12 protein-coding genes and 1 tRNA gene are annotated in these 23,066 nt (G+C 38.3%); 6 read left to right on the forward strand and 7 right to left on the reverse strand.

Annotation, left to right across the window (positions count from 1 at the left end; genetic code table 11):
• Positions 1-890 precede the first annotated feature (890 nt).
• Positions 891-963, reverse strand: a tRNA-Lys gene (locus QF042_RS16635).
• Positions 964-1,169: 206 nt separating this feature from the next.
• Here QF042_RS16635 and QF042_RS16640 point away from each other — a divergent pair.
• The 6 genes from QF042_RS16640 to QF042_RS16665 all read left to right on the forward strand — a co-directional run bounded on the left by QF042_RS16640 (position 1,170) and on the right by QF042_RS16665 (position 8,845).
• On the forward strand, positions 1,170-2,090 hold the full coding sequence (locus tag QF042_RS16640) for a hypothetical protein (protein WP_307530384.1): 921 nt from the start codon (positions 1,170-1,172) through the stop codon (positions 2,088-2,090).
• Positions 2,091-2,307: 217 nt separating this feature from the next.
• Positions 2,308-3,186, forward strand: coding sequence for an AraC family transcriptional regulator (locus QF042_RS16645; protein ID WP_307530386.1), 879 nt, complete (start codon positions 2,308-2,310; stop codon positions 3,184-3,186).
• A gap of 434 nt (positions 3,187-3,620) precedes the next feature.
• Positions 3,621-4,157, forward strand: coding sequence for a hypothetical protein (locus QF042_RS16650; protein WP_307530388.1), 537 nt, complete (start codon positions 3,621-3,623; stop codon positions 4,155-4,157).
• 91 nt (positions 4,158-4,248) lie between these two features.
• On the forward strand, positions 4,249-5,043 hold the full coding sequence (locus tag QF042_RS16655) for a molecular chaperone (protein WP_307530390.1): 795 nt from the start codon (positions 4,249-4,251) through the stop codon (positions 5,041-5,043).
• The gene (locus QF042_RS16660; protein ID WP_307530392.1) at positions 5,036-6,049 is read left to right on the forward strand and encodes a hypothetical protein; all 1,014 of its coding nucleotides are present in this window, start codon (positions 5,036-5,038) and stop codon (positions 6,047-6,049) included. The genes QF042_RS16655 and QF042_RS16660 overlap by 8 nt, the downstream gene beginning before the upstream one ends.
• 9 nt (positions 6,050-6,058) lie before the next feature.
• Positions 6,059-8,845 (forward strand): collagen binding domain-containing protein, encoded by a 2,787-nt coding sequence (locus tag QF042_RS16665; RefSeq protein WP_307530393.1) that lies wholly within the window; start codon positions 6,059-6,061, stop codon positions 8,843-8,845.
• A 367-nt stretch (positions 8,846-9,212) separates the two neighbouring features.
• On the opposite strand, the gene QF042_RS16670 is transcribed toward QF042_RS16665, so the two are convergent.
• The 6 genes from QF042_RS16670 to QF042_RS16695 form a co-directional block, all read right to left on the reverse strand.
• Complete coding sequence (locus tag QF042_RS16670) at positions 9,213-10,271, reverse strand: cellulase family glycosylhydrolase (protein ID WP_307530395.1); 1,059 nt, start codon at positions 10,269-10,271, stop codon at positions 9,213-9,215.
• A gap of 57 nt (positions 10,272-10,328) precedes the next feature.
• Positions 10,329-12,146, reverse strand: a complete 1,818-nt coding sequence (locus tag QF042_RS16675) for a beta-galactosidase family protein (RefSeq protein ID WP_307530397.1) — start codon at positions 12,144-12,146, stop codon at positions 10,329-10,331.
• A 132-nt stretch (positions 12,147-12,278) separates the two neighbouring features.
• Positions 12,279-13,790: a glycoside hydrolase gene (locus QF042_RS16680; RefSeq protein WP_307530399.1), complete on the reverse strand. Its 1,512-nt coding sequence runs from the start codon at positions 13,788-13,790 to the stop codon at positions 12,279-12,281.
• A 21-nt stretch (positions 13,791-13,811) separates the two neighbouring features.
• Positions 13,812-15,512, reverse strand: coding sequence for a RagB/SusD family nutrient uptake outer membrane protein (locus tag QF042_RS16685; RefSeq protein ID WP_307530401.1), 1,701 nt, complete (start codon positions 15,510-15,512; stop codon positions 13,812-13,814).
• A gap of 5 nt (positions 15,513-15,517) precedes the next feature.
• Positions 15,518-18,685, reverse strand: a complete 3,168-nt coding sequence (locus QF042_RS16690; RefSeq protein ID WP_307530404.1) for a TonB-dependent receptor — start codon at positions 18,683-18,685, stop codon at positions 15,518-15,520.
• Positions 18,686-18,913: 228 nt separating this feature from the next.
• Positions 18,914-23,038 carry a two-component regulator propeller domain-containing protein gene (locus QF042_RS16695; protein WP_307530406.1) on the reverse strand — a complete coding sequence of 1,375 codons (4,125 nt, stop codon included), beginning with the start codon at positions 23,036-23,038 and terminating at the stop codon, positions 18,914-18,916.
• Positions 23,039-23,066: the final 28 nt, after the last annotated feature.

Below are 23,066 nucleotides of genomic sequence, written 5' to 3' on the forward strand. Positions count from 1 at the left end.
CTTAGAAATAACAAATTACCATTTTTGATAAAATAAATACAAAAAAATTACACGAACATGCCAGTTTTTGTGACCAAACTTAATAGATGAATAATTCAATGGTCTTTCAATAATTTTAAATTATATCAGGAATTACTAATTCACTAGTTGCTAAATTAATCCCTATTTTTCTACTGGGTCATTCTTGCACTTTGAAGAATGTAAAGCTCAAAACTTATTTGCTGAATACCCTCTTGATCTAAGCTAAAGTGAGCATTTCGCTAGGACAGGCATTATATAATTTTTTAGAAATTGTTTTAATAAACAATATTTCGAGATTTATTGGAAAAAATAACTAGATTAACCTAAATGAAATGTTTTTTTTGCACATAGTAACGTGAAAATCGGTGAAATTGACTTCGAGGTAATCGATGAAAGTATGAGCGTGATATTGGGCGACTTAATTCATAATAAAAACTACATAAATACCAGCCGACCATTCAACAGCATTTTGAATTAAAAGGTATTTCTAATCTTGAAGATTTTAACTTTAGAATTACGCTTGAAAATGGAACAGAACTAAATCCCGCAGGTGGTATTAGGGTTATTGATTCCACAGAATTCAGTGAATTAGAAGTTGAATCGGCTGGGTTGGATTTATTGATATTTAGAAGCAAAAATTACTTAGTTGAACTTATTGGTAATGAAAATTGATCAATATCAGAGATTGGAATAGATGTGCAAGAAAGGCTCTATATAAAACTCTCAACAGCCCGTTTTGATCTCATAAAACAGCTACAGAAGTACACTGGGATGTAACGGACTTTTTTTTCACCGACCATTCGCGGATCAATCTAAATCAACGCTCGCACACCAACAAAAAAGCCCCACATTTCTGTGAGGCTTTTTCGTGATCCCGCTGGGATTCGAACCCAGGACCACTACATTAAAAGTGTAATGCTCTACCAGCTGAGCTACGGAATCATTTGTCCCTTTCGAGGCTGCGAAGTTAGAAATTTAATTCATTCCTGCAAAGAACAAAGTCAATCTATTTAATAAAAACTTAACATTAACTGAATAAACCACGGTTAAATCTTTATGGTTCATGCGGTTAAACAGCGATAAAAAAAATCATAATTAATCTGTTTTTTGCTACTTTGCTGTCGAAATCAATAAATATCCCAAAAATTATGTTTTTAACGCTCAGAAAAATCTTTAGCCTCCTGTTTATTTTTTCTACTTTGGCTACAATGGCGCAGCAAGCCAGTATCAATCCTAGCCCATACAGCATTCCTTTTAAACTTACTTCGCAAAATAACATTGTGGTAAAGGCCATACTAAATACCAAAGATACATTAAGCTTAATGTTGCATACGGCTGCAAGCGATTTTACATTGACCCAAGAAGCCACTGCCAAAATAACCAGTCTTAACTTTATCCGAACCGACAGCATAAAAAGCTGGGGTGGCAATGCCAATACCTCAAGATATAGTGAGCACAACACCATTGCTATCGCCGGCCATCAATGGACGGGGATTAAAATATGGGAAAATAAAAATTCTGGCCCTGAAACAGATGGAAAATTTGGGTTAGACTTATTTGGCAAAAAAGCGATAGAGATAGATTTTGATAAGCAGGTAATCATCATTCATGAGGCATTGCCCAAAAAGATAAAGGAATACCAAAAATTAAAGCTTACTACCCAGGATGAGATGATATTTATTGAAGCAACCTCCCTTATAGGCGCTAAAACATACCCTAATAATTTCCTGATTCACTCTGGCTATTCGGGCGCAATTCTTTTTGATGATCAGTTTGCTTCCCAAACTAAAATAGACAGTAGCTTAAAAATTATTGGAGAAAAAAGCCTTAAAGATTCGTACGGAAACGTGCTCAAAACAAAAAAAGCAATTTTACCCTGCTTTTCCATAGCAAAAATATTGTTAAAAAATGTTCCTGTAGCTTTTTTCCAGGGTGCAATAGGTCGCCAAAAAATGAGCATCATCGGAGGCGATTTACTTAAAAGGTTTAACTTCATTATTAATGCAGAACGAAATTTTATCTACCTTAAGCCCAATAGATTAAAAAACACATCCTATCTGAATACCTAATCTAATGTAGATGGTACTTGCATTTTTGACAATCAGATGTGGACAAACTAAAAGCACGATTAAAATTGGTTTTTTCACAAAGATTGTTGCTAAAACAACAGGCTAATTTATTTCAAATTTTAGCAATCAACCAAGCGCTTTTATAACTAGAAAACTATTATATTAGCGATTGCCTGTCCCTTTAAAAGTCTGGCACCTTACAAATTGTCGTCTCATTATGAATATCAGTGAAAGGATAGATTTTATAACCAAAGATCATATCCATATTTGCCGTTCCACCAACTTAAAATCTCATTTTAAGGATATCAGTAGCCTTAGGCGCTGGCCCTATTTTTTTGTGCTTTTTTCTATTGGTGAACCTGCTTTGCATTGCATCGAAAATGAAAGAATCCTGGTACCCCTCAATCATTTTATTTTTATTGGACCAGATCGCTTTCATTCATTTATTCCTGAGCAAAAGGGCGAATTCTGGGTATTATTTTTTGACTATGGCTTTTATGCGCGCACGCCAAATGATGCCTATTTTATACAGAACAGTGCTCTTTTTTTCGATTTAAGTAAAATTTACATCAGCAAACCTTCCATCGATATCGGAGAATATGTTGAACTTCAAATGGCTTTTCTCGAAAACCTGACCAATAAACCCATGGTTCCCCTTATGAGCGACATTATACACAATGCGGTTCAGGCCATTCTTTTAAGATCTACTTTTCTTTCGCAAGGACTTCAAAACCCCGAAATCCACTACAATAATAACGAAGACCGTGATATTGCAAACCGATTTCGCGAACTGCTGCACATTCATTATCAAAAGGAAAAGAAGTTAGATTATTATGCCAATGCTTTAAAAACCACACCGAGAAAACTAAATCAAGCCATTACAAATATTTATGGCCGTTCTGCCAAACAGCTGGTAACTGAAAAGATTTTTGAAGAAGCTAAAAGTAAACTGGCGCATAGTGCACTTACCATAAAAGAAATTAGCTACAGCATGGGCTTTACCGAAGAAAATAATTTTAGCGCTTTTTTTACTAAACATTCTGGTTACAGTCCAAAAAAATACAGAAATCTTCAGTTAAGTATCCACGCTGACTAGAAGTCTCTTCCTGTTTCTGAATTTATATTTTTTTCTCTGACCATAAACTGGTCTAAAAAATGAAACTATCAGGCATGTTCAGGCCGCACTGTGGCTTTACGTCATCGCCAAAAACAATCAAAAAGCTCCTCATAGCGACTACCCAGACAGACAAAGTCAAAATGTTTGACAATTATCAACATCAAAAAACAAAAATTAATGCACTGATTATCAGGCGTTTAATTAGAAATAATAAAGATTGAGGCCTGTCTGTTTTTTTTAATATGTTTTTGGTTATTTTTCATATTTTCTTGATTCGGAATAGCAATACCTTTGCACTCGATTCAAACAAGAAAGTAACATAAAATTTACAGACTAGAATAAGTCTTTCTTTTTTGGTTGGTATAACAAAAATAGCATAAAATTTTAAAAAGCAAAATAATTAATCAAAAATCATGAAATCATTTCTTTTAAGTATCTCAGTAATCGCATTAACATTGGTTGGAAAAGTAGCCATTGCACAAACTGATAACGCAACACTTAATATCCGTCTTTACCCTATTCAAACCATTACTGTTAACCCTACTCAAAAAACAGTAAACCTTGATTACAAAACTACTGCTGACTATACTGATGGAGTAAGTTTAGCAGAAGCTGATCACTTAACAGTTTACAGTACTGGTGCATTTATCGTTAAAGTAAAATCAGCATCAGCTAACTTAACTGGCGCAAAAGCAAATATTGATGCGAGTGATGTAACTATTAGTCCATTAGCTGGTACCAGCAACCAATTGGCTAACGCTAGTTATACTCCACGTAACCTGAGCAATACAGACCAAATGATTATTTCGAGCAATACCGGAAGTGTGAATAAAAACTTTAACATTACCTATAAAGCTGCTGGTGCTCAGAAATACGTTGATAAATATTTCAAAACTGAAAACCCTACAGTATATACTACAACTGTAACCTATACTATTGAGGCAAACTAGTTATAAATAAATCTACACAGAGGCAATTTTGGGAGATACTCAAAGTTGCCTTTGTTGTATATTTGCCTTTCTAAAATCATCCGCCGCTGTTATGAAAAAAATATTTTACTTTATGCCACTTTTGATGTTAATGCTTTCTATTGTGGGGCATGCACAAACGGGCTTATCGGTAACTCCACCAAGAGTGTACTTTACAGTAGCTCCCGGAGAATCTCAGCGTCAGAAAATTACGGTAAGTAATGTAAGTAAAACTTCTACACTTGATTTAAGCATTTCACTAAATGATTGGTCGTATGATGAAAAAGGGAACAATCTGATCCATAATGCAGGCAGCACACCGGTATCATGCGCAAAGTGGGTAGCTATTCTTCCTTCATCGTTTTTTTCACTTGCACCGGGCGAGCACCGCGATATTGAAATTCAGCTCGCACCGCCAGCAAACTTAAAAGATAGCATCGCGGTGCATACGGCCATGCTTTATGTAAGCCAGCTTAATCCGGTTGATGATGTGAGCCAGAAAGGCACCAATATTAAAGTAGCTGTTCGTACCGGTATTAAATTATACCAAAGGCTTCCGATAAGCAGGAATGCAAATCTGGATATCGAAAATTTTGCAAAGGTTAAAGAAGAACTGGTGCTAAAATTTGCCAATATCGGCAATGTTTGGGCTGATGGCACCGCCAGCTGCGAATTACTAAACAGACAAACCGGAAAAAAAACGACCTTGAAAGACATTATTTTTTATTCTCTGCCAGGCAATAAACGCGATATTTATTTTGCCCTTCCCCAAACACTCGAAAAAGGAGAATACGTAGCTTCTGCCGTGTTAAATTATGGCGATGATGCCACCGTAAAACTAGCTGAACTGGAGTTTAAACATGAATAGAATCAGCATTTCGCTTACGGCTATTATTATTTTGATGGCTGGTCTTTTACAACAGGCGATGGCGCAGCCACGGATTGGTGCCAGCAACCAAAATTACATGCAGGTAAGTTCTTCGCAAACACAAACCTTTAGCAATGCTTATCAGGTTCAGCTTTCGCTCGAAGGAAAAAACAAAAGCTATCCTAACTGGAGCCTGGCCACAGTTTTAAACCAGCAGATTACCAATAGTGAGGGCAAAACCCTTCCCTACAACAAAATTAAGTTAAAACTGAGTGCCATTAACGGTGCAACTTTTCAGCAGATCGGCAGTGGTACTACCCCTGTTCCATTAAATTCACCTGGCATTCAAGCTTTATTGATCAGTTCTTCCAATTACCCTTTAACAAATGGCAACGAAGAATTTTATAAAGATATTGTGATCACTATTGATGTGATCCTTGAGGGAGGTTCCTATCTCGACGCGCTAAAAACCTGGCAGGCCTATTCCATTAATCTGGCGTTTGTACTGCTGGATAAAAACGGAACAGAGCTTGGCCGCTCTAGCGCCGTAAATGGTATGCAGATCCGTCCGGATGGTAATTATACTACGCCGGCAAGTTATGGCATTCAGATTCAAGACAATGCCAGATCGGGATTGCTGGAATTGAAAACAATGGCCGATTATACCAATGGTGCTTCGGTTAGTTATGCAAACGGACTAACTGTAACTGCAGCTACCCCTTATGCTATCCAGGTAAGAACCAGCAGTGCAAATTTTACCGCTGGTAACAATAGCCTTCCCGTATCGGTCGTAAATTTACAGCTAAGTGCAGGCAGTTCTGCCGGAGCTACTGTAGCATTATCAGAAACCAGCCAAACCATTGGCACCGGCGGAAGCAATACCACCAATGCCCAGGCTTACAAATACAATCTCCGCTATTTTACCAAAGCAAACGATAACAGGCTGATGAACGCGGTACCTAATAATTATAGTGGCATATTAATCTACGAGATTATTCCGCAGTAAAATACGCAAATGGCATTTTTCCATCAAAGGATATTTTTATGGTGTAGCATTTTGGTGCTATGCTTTAGTATGCCGTCTTTCGCCCAAAACAGCAGCGATATTAAGATCAGCACTGATAGCTTGATCAATATCGGCCGCGAAAAATTAATTTCCTTAAGCATCAGGATCGATAACAACAGCGATCAGGACTTTGAAGGCCGTATTATGCCGGTTTTACCTAAAGGTTTTGGCCTGGTTGCCGACCAGCCCATTAAGGTGAAAGTTCAAAAAAAAGCACATACCTTTTACCCCTTTAAATTTCTTGTACTCAATAATGCTGATGCCGAAACGAGTCAAATGGTATTTCAACTCCACGACTTAAACAATGCTTTACGTGCCCAAGTTAAAACGAGCATTTCCATGCTGCCTTTGCGCGCTACAGAGCTTATTGTACTTACACCCAGCATTCTTTTAAAACAGATCGGCGATTCGCTAACAGTTAACCTGCTCATCCGCAACTCTGGCAATCAGGTTGAAGAATTAAAACTGATCGCCTCTTTCCCCTCAGATAACGGGCAAGGGAAAAATGTGTTACAAAAAGATATCAAACTATCTCCGGGAACGGAGCAACAGATAAGTTTTGGAAAAATCATTAACCGTGAGTTGTACCAGCTCAATAACTTTTACGTCAACATTGCTGGTATTTATAAAAACGGCGACCTTTTTGGCAATGGCATCACCTATGTGCAAAATGCAGCAGCCAACAGGCAATTTGTTAATGCCGAAATACCTCAGAACATATTAAACAGAAACTTAACCAATCAGATTTCGCTCAGTGGCCAAAACCTCTTTAGCGATTCGCAATCCTGGCAGCTTAATGGCACCGGGGCTACTCAATTGGGGCAGGGTATACTCGGCTTTAGCGTAGATGCCTATCAATGGAACAGCCTCGCTAACCGCCCGCTCATTAGCAATACCTGGCTTAACTACGAAGGAGATAAAAAGGGGATTACTGTGGGAAATATTTCCGAAAACCTCGAAAATTTTATCAACGGAAGGGGTGCAAAAATTTATACCCGGGCTGATGAAGACCGCCATGGTGTGGAAGCGGCATTTGTACAAAAGTCTTACAATCTATTGGGCGACAATTTAAACTACGGCTATTCTGCTTACGTAAAAACGAACATAAAGGATACCAGTGGGCATGAGCTCAGCAGTTCGCTTATTTTTGATTATGCTCCATTAGAACAAAGCAGGAGTATTTTATTCGCCAACACGGTTTCTCTGCTAAACAAACGCAACCTCGTCATGAGCGTTAACGTTGGTGGTGGCCTTTCTCAGGACCTTTTAAATCCGGATGACATTAAACCCTCTTTGGCATTGGGTACCAATTTTAGCGGCAACTGGCAAAAATTAAACTTTAGCAGCAATAATTTCTTTTCTACTGCCTATTACCCAGGTATACGCCGGGGTGTACTTCAATTAAATGAGCGGATTAGCCGTTACTTTGGAAAACACAATACCTGGCTCGGCTTTAGCCTGTACAGTTTTGATCCGGCCTATCAAAGAAATGTATTCTTTTTTCAACGAAACTATTCGTTACAGCGTATGGAGGCAGGTTGGGCAATTCCAGTTAAGGTGAACTTAAATTTAACCCTTACCGCTTCACGCGATCAGGAAAAAGCAGATTACAACTTTTTGCAGACCGAGACTAATAAATTAACGGCATACCGCTTAAATGAATCCATCAACTGGCACAGCAGTGATTTTAAAGAGAATATCTTTTTCTCGATGGATAATGGTTTTGGGCAGAATATAAATGGGAAAACAGAACTCCAGCTCCGCTTAAACGCCACATGGTCTAACAGCTGGATGAACCTTAATACCTATCTACAAAAAGGAAGTTTTTTACTTGCCGAATCTTATAATAGTGGATTAAATGAGCAAGAGATATACCGGTTTAGCATCAGTCCATCTTTTCATCAATATTTCTTTAATAAAAAGTTACGCGCTGAAGCAGGTTTAATTTTTTACCGTGATGCTTTATTCGGCAACAATACTACTTATACTGTTAAAGCAGATTATAAAATTACGCCTAAAACAGCTTTCTACATCAGCTCTTATATGTATCAGTACAGAACCAGCTTTGCAAATTCTTCATTTAGAAGCTTACAGGCAGGTATTACCCAAAAATTACCTGATCCAAGGCAGCATATTCCTGGTAAAAAAGGGAATATTGCCATCTTAATTTATAAAGACAACAACCAGAATGGTATTTTCGACGCTGGTGATGAACCTGCAAATTCAGGTACCGTATTGGTCAACAAAATTATTTTCATTATCCCGGCTAACGGAACCATCCAATACAGTAAAGTACCTTATGGTGATTATAGTTTGAACATGCCTTTACAAAACGGATATCAGATTATGCCAACGCATATCACCATAGACCAGAAGAACATGAAAGTTAATGTTCCGATGCAGAAAAGTGGAAATGTAACTGGCAGAATTGCTATTAATTTTAACGAAACCAGAAGTCTGCAGATCAATCCGTCGCTGGCAGGTATCAGTATTCTAATAAAAGGCAAGGATGGTATGATCAGAGCCGTTAAAACAGGAGAAGATGGAGATTATTTTGTTTATCTGCCGGAAGGTAGTTATCAGGCTTATCCAGATGTGATGCATCTGCCAGAACATATTTACTTTGATGGCGAACCAGCTATGATTACCGTAGAATCGGCAATAGCGACCACGATACCCACTATAACTTTAAAGGTTAAGGAAAAAAAGATCGAAATTAAACGCTTTAAAAATTAGGACAAAAAAAAATCATATGTCAGTTGAAGGATTGGTTTTTAGGGAACCCGGCGTTTGACATATGACTTTAAATATTTTCAGGTGTATTTTACCTTTCGGAAATAACTCTGCAAAGATGGCTTATTTAAAACCTATCAAAACTTTTTTTACATCAACTCCTTATTTCTTTACACGAAACCTGATGTTGAAATTCAATTTCTAAGTTTTATAACAATTCCTTTCAGAAAATGTTTTAATTGGTGCACACATTTTTGTAGAAAGTGAAATTGAGATCAACACCAATCAAAGCTAATTGAACATTCCTAATCAAAACCGTCTCTTAAATAATAATTTAGGAGACGGCTTTTTTTCTGCTTTTTAAATCTTACTATAAACCCCAGCCATATCTGATACGAGTTAATCCCGATTGATTAGTGGTAGTTAAAGTAATATTTGTTCCGCTTCCACCTCGGTTCTGAATACTGTAGCTATCGTTATCTCTAAGCCCTGGCCAGTATACGCTTGCCACTTTATCGTTTCTAAATACATTGGTAGAACCAACTATATAGGCAATCTCATTATCACTACCTACCGAACCTGTATAATTTTTACCAGTAGTCATGGCTGCACCATATTCGGTAACAACGGTACGACTTGCATAATTACCGAAGCGGCTTCGCCAATCGCTTTCCCAGGCTGATTGTGTTCTGGTAGCCCAAAATGCATAATTATGCAGGGACAACAGGCAACCCGAAAAGCGGCTATCTGCGCCAACAGCAGTAACATTTTCCGAATAGCCGGTACCACCTAAAAGAATCCGGCCTTTGCTTACATTGGGGTAACGGGAAAGCCATTCGGCATAAATAGTGGTTAATTGGGCCAATGTATAACCATAGGGCTCATTCATAGGTTCGAAATACACGTTAGCATTACTTCCATATTTATTAACTACGGTTTGCCACATGGCCCAAAACTGAGTGGTGTCATCAATAGTACCATTATGGGAAGATGCACTCTCCCAACAAGCCAAAATCACTTTCATGTTCTTACTTAGTGCACGATCTATAGCGCCTGTATAAGCAGCCCACCATGCTTCTGCCACGCTAGGTGGATTAATCGGTAACCTCACGGTGTTTACACCCGGCATATTATTTTGAAAACCCGTTAGTATCGCATTTGCCTTTGCTGATACGGTAGTATAATTGTCACCAGCTGTTAATCCTGAAGGGATTACCCAGCCATCCACAAAATTGTCGCGGCCATCAGCCCAGTTTACCCCGGCAATACCTGCGGCGCCTAACCCCTCTACTGTTGCTTGTTGAGCATTTGAGGTTTCTGTTTTCTCAATTTCGGGTAGAGTTTCTGTAATTAATTCTTTTTTTTCACAGCCCATTAAGCATACGCTTAACATAACGGCCATCGTTGCGATTGACGTTTTAATTTTCATAGGGTTTTGTAATTAATATTTGGTTAGTGAGGCGTTAACCAGAAGAAAATCGATAGGTTATTTATTTTTCAACTCATTTAAAATAGCTTTATCTAAACTAGTTAGTGTATTCTGCGTAGGCTTAAGCAGTTCAAAAACTACAATTTCATTCTTTCCTTTTTTAAGCCATTCTGCAGGCAGATAAAGTGTTTGTTGTGGTCCAATGCTCCAATATTTACCTAAATTATGTCCGTTAACCCAAACCAGTCCCTTTCCCCATTGGCGCATATCTAAATAAGTGTCGGCAACTTTTGTTAAATTAAAGGAAGCCGATTTAAGTGCAGCCGCTGATTGGCTGTTTACTTTAGGCTGTATTTTTTGGGTATCTATGTTATCAAATGGCAATGGGTACATTTTCCACGATTTAATCTCTTTGCCATTAAATGTTACATTTTTAGTAATCCCTTTGTTATTTTTAAGCAGATAAGGGCCAAAATTAATCCTGCCCATATTTTCTACTAAAATATCCAGCTGTACATCGCCAGCAGGAAGATCAAGCACTAAACTATCCTGATAAAGTCTTCTATCTAAAACACCTACGCGCTTTTTATTGATATATACTAATCCGTAATCGCGCAGCTCGTTGATCTTAATTACGCCTTTACGTCCACCTTTTATTGTGCTGCTGTACAACACGAAACCATAGGCCTGGTTAAGTGCTTCGAAGGTTAATGGATTTTCACTTAATTGTGGTTTCCCGATCAGACTAAATAGATCTACTGTTTTGGTAAGGGTTATTGCAGGTAATGTAATTGCAGGTTTAGGCTTAGGAACATCGGGCAGGGTTTGCTTAGCTGGCAGATTCTTTTTTATGGTTTCGCGGAAAAGCATAAATTTAGGGGTTGCATTGCCAGCTTCATCTAATGGCGCATCATAATCATAACTGCTAATCTGTGGCTCGTAAGCTGTAGTATCATTATAATTTGCACCATTCATAAAGCCGCGGGTGGTGCCACCATGAAACATGTACATGTTAATAGAAATCCCGCCTTTTAGTACCGTATCCAGTTTATCGGCATAGGTTTTGGGATCTACCTGATGGTGTTTTGTACCCCACCAATCGAACCATGCTGGGTACCATTCAGGCACAAAATATGGCCCAACCCCGTTATTGTACTTCCTGATCAGTGTTCTGATTTTTGCTGGATTATCAATCCCATTTACGCCAGGCAGCAATCCGGCCAAATGCCCGCCTTCCAATGCCGGAACCGGATCGCAGGTGGAAAGTACCCCATCAAAACCGGCATCTTTAAAAAGCTGGGTATTAATTTTCAGGTATTCTTTATCATTTCCATAAGAACCATACTCGTTTTCTACCTGAACCATTAATATATTGCCACCATGGTTTATCTGCAATGGAGCAAGGCGTTTGCCTACCTCAGTAAGATATTCTTTATATTCTTTTAAGTATTGCGCCTCTTTACTCCTAACCTGTAAACCTTTAATGTTCTGTAACCAAAAAGGATAACCACCAAATTCCCATTCGGCGCATACATACGGACTTGGCCTAAGCACTACCCATAAACCTTCTTCTTTTGCAATACGTACAAATTCGGCAATGTCGTTATTTCCTGAAAAATCAAATTTATCTTTTAATGGCTCATGTACATTCCAAAAAACATAGGTACCAATTGTATTTAAACCCATGGCTTTAGCCATTTTCATCCTATCTCTCCATGCTTCTCTTGGTATTCGTGGATAATGCATTTCGCCAGAAATAATCTGAAAGGGTTTATTATCAAGCAGAAAAACAGAGTCGGCAAGTTTAAAAGTATGGTGAGCCTGAGTATGGCCCTTAAGGCTCGCTAAACAAGTAATCAGGATTACTATAAGCATTAAATTTTTACGGATAAGTTTCATCGTATATTATTGTTAAGGTAAAATTTAAGACAAAGCATAGCCATATTGATCTAAACAGAGCCTTTCGGCCTTAAAATCAAATGGGATTTATATGGAATGCCTTAGAAATTAATTACTAAGCACTGTGGTAACCGATTTTGCCGGAATATGGATTTTTTTGGTGTTTTTATATTGTTTATAGGGTGCCAAACTATATTCAGCAGAAGTAACATAAGTTTGAACAGTTTTTTGTAATTGTTGTCCTTTAACCTCCAGATCAAGATCCACATCATGATCACTGGTGTTTACAACAACCGTTACCAGTTTTTTATCCTGCAGGTAGGCCGATACATAAAGTGGAGTTGCTTTTTCATCTGATACTTTAACCTGAAGGCGTTTACTCCCCTCTTTTATAAAACGGCTGTAATTGCCCAGGGCCCATAACATTTTACTATCATACACCTCGCCGTCGGTTTTATTTCGATCGATGTAAACCAAACCATCTTTATAATCACCTGTTGATACACCTAACCACCATTGCCATGATGTAGCATTGGATATCACCAGATCGTGATGGATTAGCCTTGCGATAAACAAAGCGGTTACCATACCCAAATCGCGTTTTTCACCCTTCAGTACATCATCACCAAGCACACAATATTCAGACATCCAATATCTTAAACCTTTAACCTGTGCTACAGCCTGGGCTGTTTTTGTACGTGTATCAATAAACTTTTGCTCCGGACTTGTTGTGAAATAGCTATGTCCTGAAATCGAATGATCAATATTGGAAAGATTGCCAACGTAATTGGGAGATGCAGTATTAAAGAACTGAAAAACCTGGTTTCCTTTTACCTCATTACCATTATCATATAAATAATCGAGCTGACCTGCTTCTCCTATCTGTATTTTGGTTTTGATTTGATTTTTAGCGAACGCATCATTTACACCTTTATAAAGCCGGGCCAATTCGGTATTGTTATAGGGGCAGCCTTCCTGTTTGTGCTCATTCCATTTCCATTGCGGTTCATTTGCAGGGCTCACATAATCTAATGTAATTCCCGTTATTTTCTTTAGTCCATTTATTGTAGCAACCAAATCGGCTGAAAATTCAGGTAGTTTATCGAAATTTAAGTTACAGTTACCATCACTTGAGTATGCTTTACCATTTTTGGTAAACAATACATGCGGACTGTTAACAAAACCAATAAATTGATTTACGCCACGAGTTTTGGCTGCTTTAAGAAACCAGGTTTGCCCTGGCATCGCATTCCAGTCGTAACTACCATCTGGTTGCAGAAAAGCGTATTGACGACGCCATTCATCGCCAATATCGCTTGCCTTACCTTGTGCTGCACTTCCGGCACCAATGCTAAAACGCCACATGTTTAAACCTATACCCAGTGGCTGCCCTGCTTTTGTTAGCTGTGTGCTAAAAAGCAAATCGGCCATTTTACTTCGTTTTTCTTCGGGCCATAATCCTGCAAACTGACAGGTCCATGCATCTGAAGCTCCAAAACCTTCAATGGTTTGAAATGTTACAGTTGGATCGATTTCTACAGTTACAGTAGCTTTTTGGGCAAAAGCCCCGCTAAAGAAAAACAAGGCTAAAAAGGTTAAAAAACAATGTGGCTTGATCATGTAAAATTTAGTTTCTGTTTATTAGTAACCAGGATTTTGCTGCAATTTACCTCCGGAAGCCAAAATTTCTGCTCTTGGTATTGGTAACCAATAGTGTTTGGTTTCAAATTTGCGTCCATCCAAAGCAATTTTAGGCGTATAAGTAAATCCTGTACCCGCTTTGGTAATAATGATTCCGCCCGCAGGTTTGTTTTCTGTAACGTCGGCAATTTTCCATCGCCTTACATCATAATAACGGTGTTCTTCAAAGGCGAGCTCTACCCTACGCTCATAACGAACCGCATCGCGCATTTGCGTTTGGGTAAGTCCGACGGCCAATGCAGGCATATTCACATCTGGCCTTGCCCTTACCATATTAATAGCCTGTCTTGCCGACATTGTTGATCCGGCAGGAACAGCATCTGGTCCGTAAGCTTCATTTGCCGCTTCTGCATAATTAAGCAAAATTTCTGCATATCTAAAATAGATCCAGGGCTGAAACCCTGCATTACCCCAAGGGTTTTGCAAAGGGTAAGCATCATTCATGAATTTTTTAAGGTAATAACCTGTTTTGGTTGTATTCCAGTTATCATTTCCATCTTTACTATCTTTTCCTCCCGGAATAAAAGTTTCTACATTACGCTCGCGGTATGCTGCTCCGTTGTATAAAATGGTTGCTGCAAAACGTGGATCACGACCTTTGTAAGGTTCATTGCTATCGTAACCAGATGTAGGATCGGTAATGGCTTTACCATTGGCCATTTGGTAATCATCTACCAGGTTCTGCATCGGAAGATTTCCTCCCCAGCCGCCATAACCGTTTGGCCCGTTAGCAATTTCTAAGTGGGTATGGTTAGCATTTTTTGTAAACAACCTCGCGAAAATAATTTCATTGCTTTGGTCGGTTAAAAATAAGTTTCTATAGCCGCCCGTGTAAATTCCATATTTATTTAAAGAAATAACTGTCTGCGCTGCCGTAACAGCCGCCTGCCAGGTACCAGCATTATACAACGGACTAGCAGCATATAAAAGTAAGCGGGATTTTAGCGCAAGTGCAGCACCTTTTGTTGCTCTTCCTACCATCCAGCTATTGCTGTTATCTAAAGGTAAATCTGCCGCGGCCTGATCTAGCTGTGCTGCCACATAATCTATACATTCTTTAATAGAAGCGCGTTGAAACAGCGCTGGATCCTGTAAATTATCAGTTAGGCTGGTTACCTTATCGCCCATTAAAACTACACCACCATAATTCCGGATCAGATCCTGATAGCGGAAAGCCCTTACAAATTTGAGTTCGGCCACTAACTGTTTTTTATGGGCCGCACTCATGGCAATTTTAGCTAGCACATCAAGCGCATAATTACATTCTCTGATGCTTTTGTAACTCCTGCCCCAATACACTCCTGCGCTTCCTAAATTTTCCGGAGCAAGCTGTCCTCTTTGAATTAGCCAGGTAGCATCGTCGTTATTATAAATAGATTCATCGGTAAAAGAACTCCACATGCTATATTCAAAACCCCTACCAAAACCTGGCGAAGAACCGTCGCCTTCCTTATCCTGTAATCTACTGGCGATATAACGATTGGTTACATAGGCCTCAAAAACAGCCGTATCGGTTTCTATAGCAGTTGTAGAGATCCGGTCTGTTGGTTCTACATTTAAAAAATCTTTTTTACAGCCCACAATACTCATTGAGATAAGAGACAGGCCTAAAAGTGTTACATATATTGATTTGTTATTCATGATGTTTAGAATTTAATATTGGCGCCCAGATTAATAATGCGTTGCTGTGGGTAAAATTGCCCGCTACCGCTGGTTCCTTCGGGATCGTAATCTTTGACTTTAGAAATGGTGAACAAGTTAAATGCACTCGCATAAAGCCTTAGTCCAGAAACATTTATCCGATCTAAGAAACTGGCCTTAATGTTATAGGCAATTTCGACATTTTTAAGCCTTAAGAATGAGGCATCATTTAACCAAAAAGTATTGTTAAACTGCCCCCCGCTAATCGCATTTGATGCACGATCGGTTACCCTTGGGTAAGTTCCGTTCGGATTTGCTGCACTAAACCTGTTATCGGCCCAACTGCTATAAAAGTTACCGACACTACCAGATTCTGGCAAAACGTATTGGCTTACCTGGGTTTGCCCTGCTAATACCATCGATACATCAAAGTTTTTATAAGATGCTCCAAGTGTAAAACCATAAGTAATCTGAGGAATATTGCTATATGGAGTTCTGGTTTGGTCATCGGCAGTTATTTTACCATCATTATTATAATCAAGGTATTTAAGATCGCCAATTTTAGCACCACTTACGTGTGGGTAAGCATCTAACTCTTGTTGCGTTCTAAATATGCCAATACTATTGTAAAGCAGGTTAGCATTTAATGGTCTGCCGGTTTGGCGTTGATAATCTAACGTGCCACTGGCTTCATCAATAAAAATTACTTTGCTTTTTGCATAAGTGATATTGCCTGATGCATTCCATTTAAAGTTTTCGCCATTATGGTTATAACCTAAAGTAGCTTCAAAACCAGTATTATTAACTTTACCGATATTTTCTGAAGGCACCAGCGGATCGGAACCATAAGGGTTTACTATCCCTGAAGAACCTGGCAATGATGCATTACGGGTGGCCAAGATATCAGATCTCTTTTGTTGAAAATAGATGGCTTCGATACTGAAGTTTTTAAATATAACGGCATTGAAACCTATATCGAGTTTTTTGGCTACTTCCCAGGTAATGTTCGGGTTTGCCAGTTTAACTAAGTTTACGCCCGGCTGTATGGTTGATGATGTTGCACCCGGGCTTTGGGCTACAAATCCATTTCCAACCAGAACATAATTATCAAAGTACTGGAAACCATTTACGTTATCGTTACCCAGCGCTCCATATGAAGCACGGATTTTTAAATTATCAACGAATTTAACGTTTTCATTAAACCACTTTTCTTTTGAGATTACCCAGCCTGCAGAAACTGAAGGGAAATAACCATATTGTTTGCCCTGAGGGAAAATTGATGATCCATCTATACGCAACTGCCCTTCAAAAAGGTATTTATCATCATAGCTATATGCCAGGCGGCTAATGATGCTTCGGCGGTTATAGTTTGTGCTATAACCTGAGTTTAAGAAATCAGTAGCCGCAGTACCTCCCTGAGAGAGTTCGGGCAAAGAAGTAGAAAGGAAGTTAAAACGTTGTGCATCGAAATATTCTAAATGATTTTCGCTCTGTTCGTAACCTACAAAGGCATTAATATCGTGTAGGTCAAACTTACGGGCATAATTCAGTTTGATATTTGTGGTAAGCAGCGATTCATTTTTATGGCTTTCGGTCAAGGTAGCTTTTTGGTTATTGCCACCAACAATTACGCTATTATAGTTTTTAGATGTAGGATCGTATTGGTAGAGCAGGTATGGTTTGCTGAAACTTTTGGTAAATACATTGGATTTATCAGCAGAAAAGAAACCATCAACAGAAAGACCCTGTACTCCAGGAATAATAAAACTAGCCCTTAAAATTCCATTTAAAACCTGTGTAGGCGATTTATTTGTTCCGCCTATATCTGTAACCTGTACGGCAGGATTTGCATTTTCGATACCGGTTGTTGGTAAGCCATTTGGATAATAAGCTGATACAATAGGTTTTGCCCTATAAATGGATCTGAAAACATCGCCAGCCCCTACCTGAGGAAACAAACGGTTTTCTTGCCTGCCTGATACCGATAAGCCAACTTTAAGGTATTTAGAAACGTTGGCATCTATATTTGTGCGAAAATTATACTGATTGTATTTGGTTACCCCATTTTTATATAAACCATCCTGAGAAACAGTACCTAAAGACATGTAGTATTTTACATCCTCGCTGCCCCCGTTAATAGAAAGGCTGTGTTGGCTTTGCAGCGCAGTTTTTTCTAAGGTTTGGTCAATCCAATCAGTATTGGGATATAACAATGGGTCGGAACCATTACGGAATTTTTCGATTTGATCTGCTGTGTACGACTGATTAAGGCCGCCTGCAGGATTTGAATCGAAATTAATTTCATTCATAATCTGTGCATAGGTTGCAGCGTCAGCCATTTTAGGTAATCTTGTTGGGGAGCTAAACCCCTGGTTAAAACTATAATTGATAGTAGGCTTACCAGTTCTTCCTCTCTTTGTTGTCACTAAAATTACCCCGTTAGCTGCCCTGTTACCATAAATGGCAGCAGAGGCATCTTTTAATACCGAAACACTTTCAATATCATTAGGATCTAAACGTTCAAGGCCACCAATTTGTCCGGGTATTCCATCTACAACAACTAATACACTGTTGCTACCGGTTGTAGCCAAACCCCTGATGGTGATGTTTGAACCGTCAAAACCCGGTTCACCACTTCTATTATTAATTACTACACCAGAAAACCGGCCTGCTAATGAATTAGATAAATTCGGTTGCGGGCTTTTTACCAGGTCGGCACCTTTTACCTGCGAGATTGAACCGGTTAATGTTGCTTTTTTCTGTGTTCCATAGCCAACAACCACCAATTCATTCAGTGTTTTGGTATCGGCACTAAGCTGAACATTAATGGTTGTTCTATCACCAACCGTTTGCTCCTGGTTGGTATAGCCTACAAAAGAAAAGATAAGTACATCAGTTTTGGCCGCAACATTGATGCTGTATTTACCATTTGCATCAGTTTGCACCGCTTTTTCGGTTCCCTTAATTTTAACCGCTACACCTGGAAATGTAGCACCTGTTTCGTTTGTTACGGTACCCGTTACCACAATTTCTTTAAGCTGGCTTTTTATCCCTGTTTTAACAGGAACTAAAGATGCCATTACCGGTAAACTGATGGATACGATAAATAGAAATGCCAGTGTTTTAATTGTAAAGAATTTTGGCAAAAATCCTTTCAGAACTTTTCTTCTCATATTGGTTTGCAAGTTTAATATTTGGTTAGCAGATCAATTTTATAACCTACCCAACAGAACCCTCTATCGGAATCGCGATTATAGCGCTGCTTTGTGGAAGGCTAAATTAGCGCCCACAAACAACTCTTATAGGGTACAAACAATCCAAATTAGAGGGGTAAACAAACCGAAATGAGCCCAAAAGAACATTTTGAGGCGATTATTAAAAATAGAGGCGATGTCTATTTTCTATTTACCTTTTTTAACTGTGGTATTAATATTATTGGAAAACGGCTTGCGGAATTTTTTAATGTACTGCGATGGATTCATGTTAAAGAGCTTATAAAACTGCTCTCTAAAATATTTCGGATCGTTAATACCCACCATATAAGAAGTTTCCTGAATGGTTTTGTCGGTATTGATAAAAATTTCAGCGGCTTTCCTCAATCTGATGAAACGGATAAAGCCATTTGATGATTGACCAGAAATGGATTTTATTTTGCGGTAAAGATTAGATCTCGACATACCAATAGCCGCAGTCAACGTATCGATATTAAAATCGGGATCGATCAGGTGTTCTTCTACAATACGGATACAGTTATCTAAAAACTCTTTGTATTCTGCAGAGATTTTGGTGCTGTTAGAATTGAGGGTAATTTCGTTATAAAAGTATTTTTGCAGGGCATTTTTACTTTTTAATATACTGGCTACCCTCGCTTTTAAAAAATCTTTATCAAAAGGTTTACTAATGTAATCGTCGGCACCACCTTCTATTCCTTTAAGTTTAACCTCTGGTGCAGAAATAGCGGTAAGCAGGATAATCGGAATGTGAGAAATAGCTACATCTTCCTTTATTTTACTACAAAGTTCTATCCCGGTTATGCCATCCATCATTACATCACATATAATAATATCGGGCAACAGTTCTTTAGCCATATCATACCCATCTTCTCCATTGCTCGCTTCATAAAGGTGATAATCCATTCTAAAAACCTGCTTTAGATACGCTCTGATCTCGATGTTATCATCAATAATCAACAGCGTTTTCGAATCTAAAGCAAGCTGACTATCCAGTAATGGCTCTTCTGCAGCTTCTACAATTTTATTGGCCGTTATTTCATCTTCTATCAATTCTTTAAATAACGACGAATCGGTATCTACCAATGCCTCCTGCAAAATTACCGCATCTTTAAAATGGCTTATGCCTCTTAATAAACCAATATTAAATGCTGTACCTTTATTTTCAACGCTGGTATAACTTATCGTTCCACCATGCATTTCTATAAAATTCTTCGCCAGGTACAAACCTATACCGAAACCTCCTTTTGCTGATTTATTTCCTGGATCCTGATAAAATTTTTCATAGAGTTTTTCTCCTGCAAAGCTGGTAATGCCGCAACCTGTATCTTCAATACCAACCACTATATTTTCTTGGCGGCTGTCTACAATCATTTTAACCGTACCACCTTCAGGTGTAAATTTTATAGCATTTGAAAGAAGATTAAAAAACACAATCTCTATTTTTTCCCTATCAGCATAAAAAGGAATCACTTCATCGGCACATATAAACTCAAATACGATATTTTTAGATCTGGCCTGGTGTACAAAGCAAAGAAATACCTCCTTACACAAACTCACCAGATTTACCGGAGCTACTTTTAATTTTTCGCCGTAAGTATCTGCTTTCCTGAACAATAACAGTTGATCTACCAAACTTAAAAGGCGTTTGGCATTCCTGTAAACAATATTTAAATCAGTGGTATCAACATTTTTATCGTTTTTGTATAAAAGCTCTTTAACCGGATTAATAATTAGCGTAAGTGGTGTACGGAACTCATGCGATACATTGGTAAAAAAAGAAAGTTTCTTCTCGCTCAGTTCTTTCTCTTTTTCACTTTCAATATGCGCCAGTTTCACCTGAAATTCGAGGTTTGCCCGATGCTCACGGTACTTAAGGTAGGCATAAATTACCCCAAAGAAAGCCAGTCCATAAATACAAAAAGCCCACCAGGCACGGTACCATGGCGGTGTAATGGTAATCCCGATCGAATTGCCCTGCATATTCCAGATCCCATCATTATTTGATGCCCTTACCTTTAATACATATTTACCGGGATTTAAATTGGTGTAGGTAACTTTGTGCTCACTTCCACTATAATTCCATTTCTTATCGAAACCTTCGAGAAAATAAGCATACTTGTTTTTTTCGGAAAGGGTATAATTGAGTGATACAAAACCAAAAGAGAGCACACTCTGGCTGTAGGGCAATGTAATCTCCTTGGTCATGTACACCGGTAATTTTAACGGAGAATCATCACCAGGCAGAATTAATTTATTGAAAATAGAAAAATCGGAAAAATAAACGGCTGGAGCCGTTTTATTATATTTTAGCTGTTGTGGATTAAAATAAACGATGCCTTTACTGCCGGCGAGATAAATTTCGCCTTTTGCATTTTTGCAGATAGCTGAATTGGCATAAACACCGTCTTTCTCATCGTAATTTTTCACCATTTTGGTTACAGGGTCAAACAGCGAGATCCCCTGTTCGGTTGTTACCCATAACCTGCCATTATTATCTTCCACCAGATCAGTAAAAACATTGCTAGCAAAACCGTTTTGCTTTGAATATATTTCGAAAGTATTGGTTTTAGCTACATATTTATTCAGGCCATCGCGGGTGCAAACCCAAACATTTTGGTGCGAATCCAGATAAAGGCTATTTACAATGTTATTGCTAATGCCACCTTTTCTTGAATTATTGATCATGTAATTGCTAAACTTTCTGGTTTTAGGATTAAAACGGCTGAGCCCACTTCCGTATGTGCCTATCCAAACATTGCCCTGCGCATCTTTTAAAAGGCAGTACAAATGGTTATTACTTAATGAAGCCTGGTTTTTAGGGTCGTTAAAGTAATGTGTATAACTGCGGGTTTTATCGTTGTAAACTTTCAAACCCGCATCGGTAGCCAAATAATATTCGTTATTATTTACCTCAATTAAATCTCTAAAAACATCTTCATTAAAAAAGCTACCAAGTGCCGAACGGTGATGATGGTGAACAAATTTATGCTCTTTCTCGTCGTAACGATCAAAACCATTTTCACCCATTACCCAAAGCCTGCCATTTAAATCGGTAGATAGGTTAATAATATCAGAGCTGGATAAACTATTCGGATTACTGGTATGCAGCAGTTTAATTACGGAACGATTATCGGGATTATATTTAAACAAGCCTTTATTTGTGCCTACCCAAAAATCCTTTCCATAACTAATGATAGATTTGATGTCTGCCTGCCCAAAAGGAAGGGAAATAAAATTAAATTTATACTGGTTAAAGTCTATTTTACTGAGACCATTTTTACCACAAACCCAGATCATTCCTGTTTTATCCCGGTATAGACCTCCGTTGGCAAAAAATTCGAGTTCTTCTATTTTCTCCCATTTATTTAATTCGGTGTTTACCCAAAATAATCCGGCGTTTCCGCCAACCAACATCTTTTTTGCACCTAAATTCAATACATTAAATACTGAATTGTTACCGGTGCCTTTACTGCTATAAGTACTAAATTTCCCTGTTTTCGGATCAAATCTGAACAGATCGCCTTTCCAATAACATCCAACCCATATCATGCCATCAGCATCTATACTAAGTGTCCAGATATCATTTGGATTTTTTTCGCCCGCTACTTCCTTTTGCGTGTAATTGGTAAAGCTTTGAGTTTTTTGATCAAATTTATTTAGTCCTTTGCTCCAGTTGCCTAACCATAAGTTACCTTCTTTATCTTCTGCAATAGCATTAACCGATTTCCCTTTAATGGCATTTGGATTTTTAATGTCTGGCTGATAAACGGTAAAAGATTTTGAGTTTTTGTTAAAAAGGTTAAAACCATCATCGGTACCTACCCAAAGTTTATTGCCTCTATCAATGAGTAGCGACCATATTTTATTATTGCTCAGTGATGTTCTCCTGTTTTCTTTATGATAAAAACGCTCAAATTTCTCCGTTACAGGATCAAATTTATTTAAACCATTCATGGTACCCACCCAAAAGACACCATTGCTATCTTCTACTACAGCATTGATATAGTTATTGGTTAGTGAAGTGGTATCGCCAGGAATATTTACATAAATTTTAAATGAGTAACCATCGAACTTGCAGAGGCCATTTTCTGTTCCCACCCATATAAATCCTCTTTTATCTTTTAAGGCAGCTGTTGTACTTTTTGATGGAAGACCTTCATTTATACCATATGTTTTGATAACATAGTGGCTGGTTATTACTGGCTGATTATTTATATCGAATACCTGCGCTCTAACATTGGTAAAGAGCAATAAAAATTGTAGAATAAAATAAGTCAGCCTAATAAATCTCATAGTTGAACAACAAAATTGATAGAGCATG

It is taken from the genome of Pedobacter sp. W3I1 (assembly GCF_030816015.1).
GTDB lineage: Bacteria > Bacteroidota > Bacteroidia > Sphingobacteriales > Sphingobacteriaceae > Pedobacter.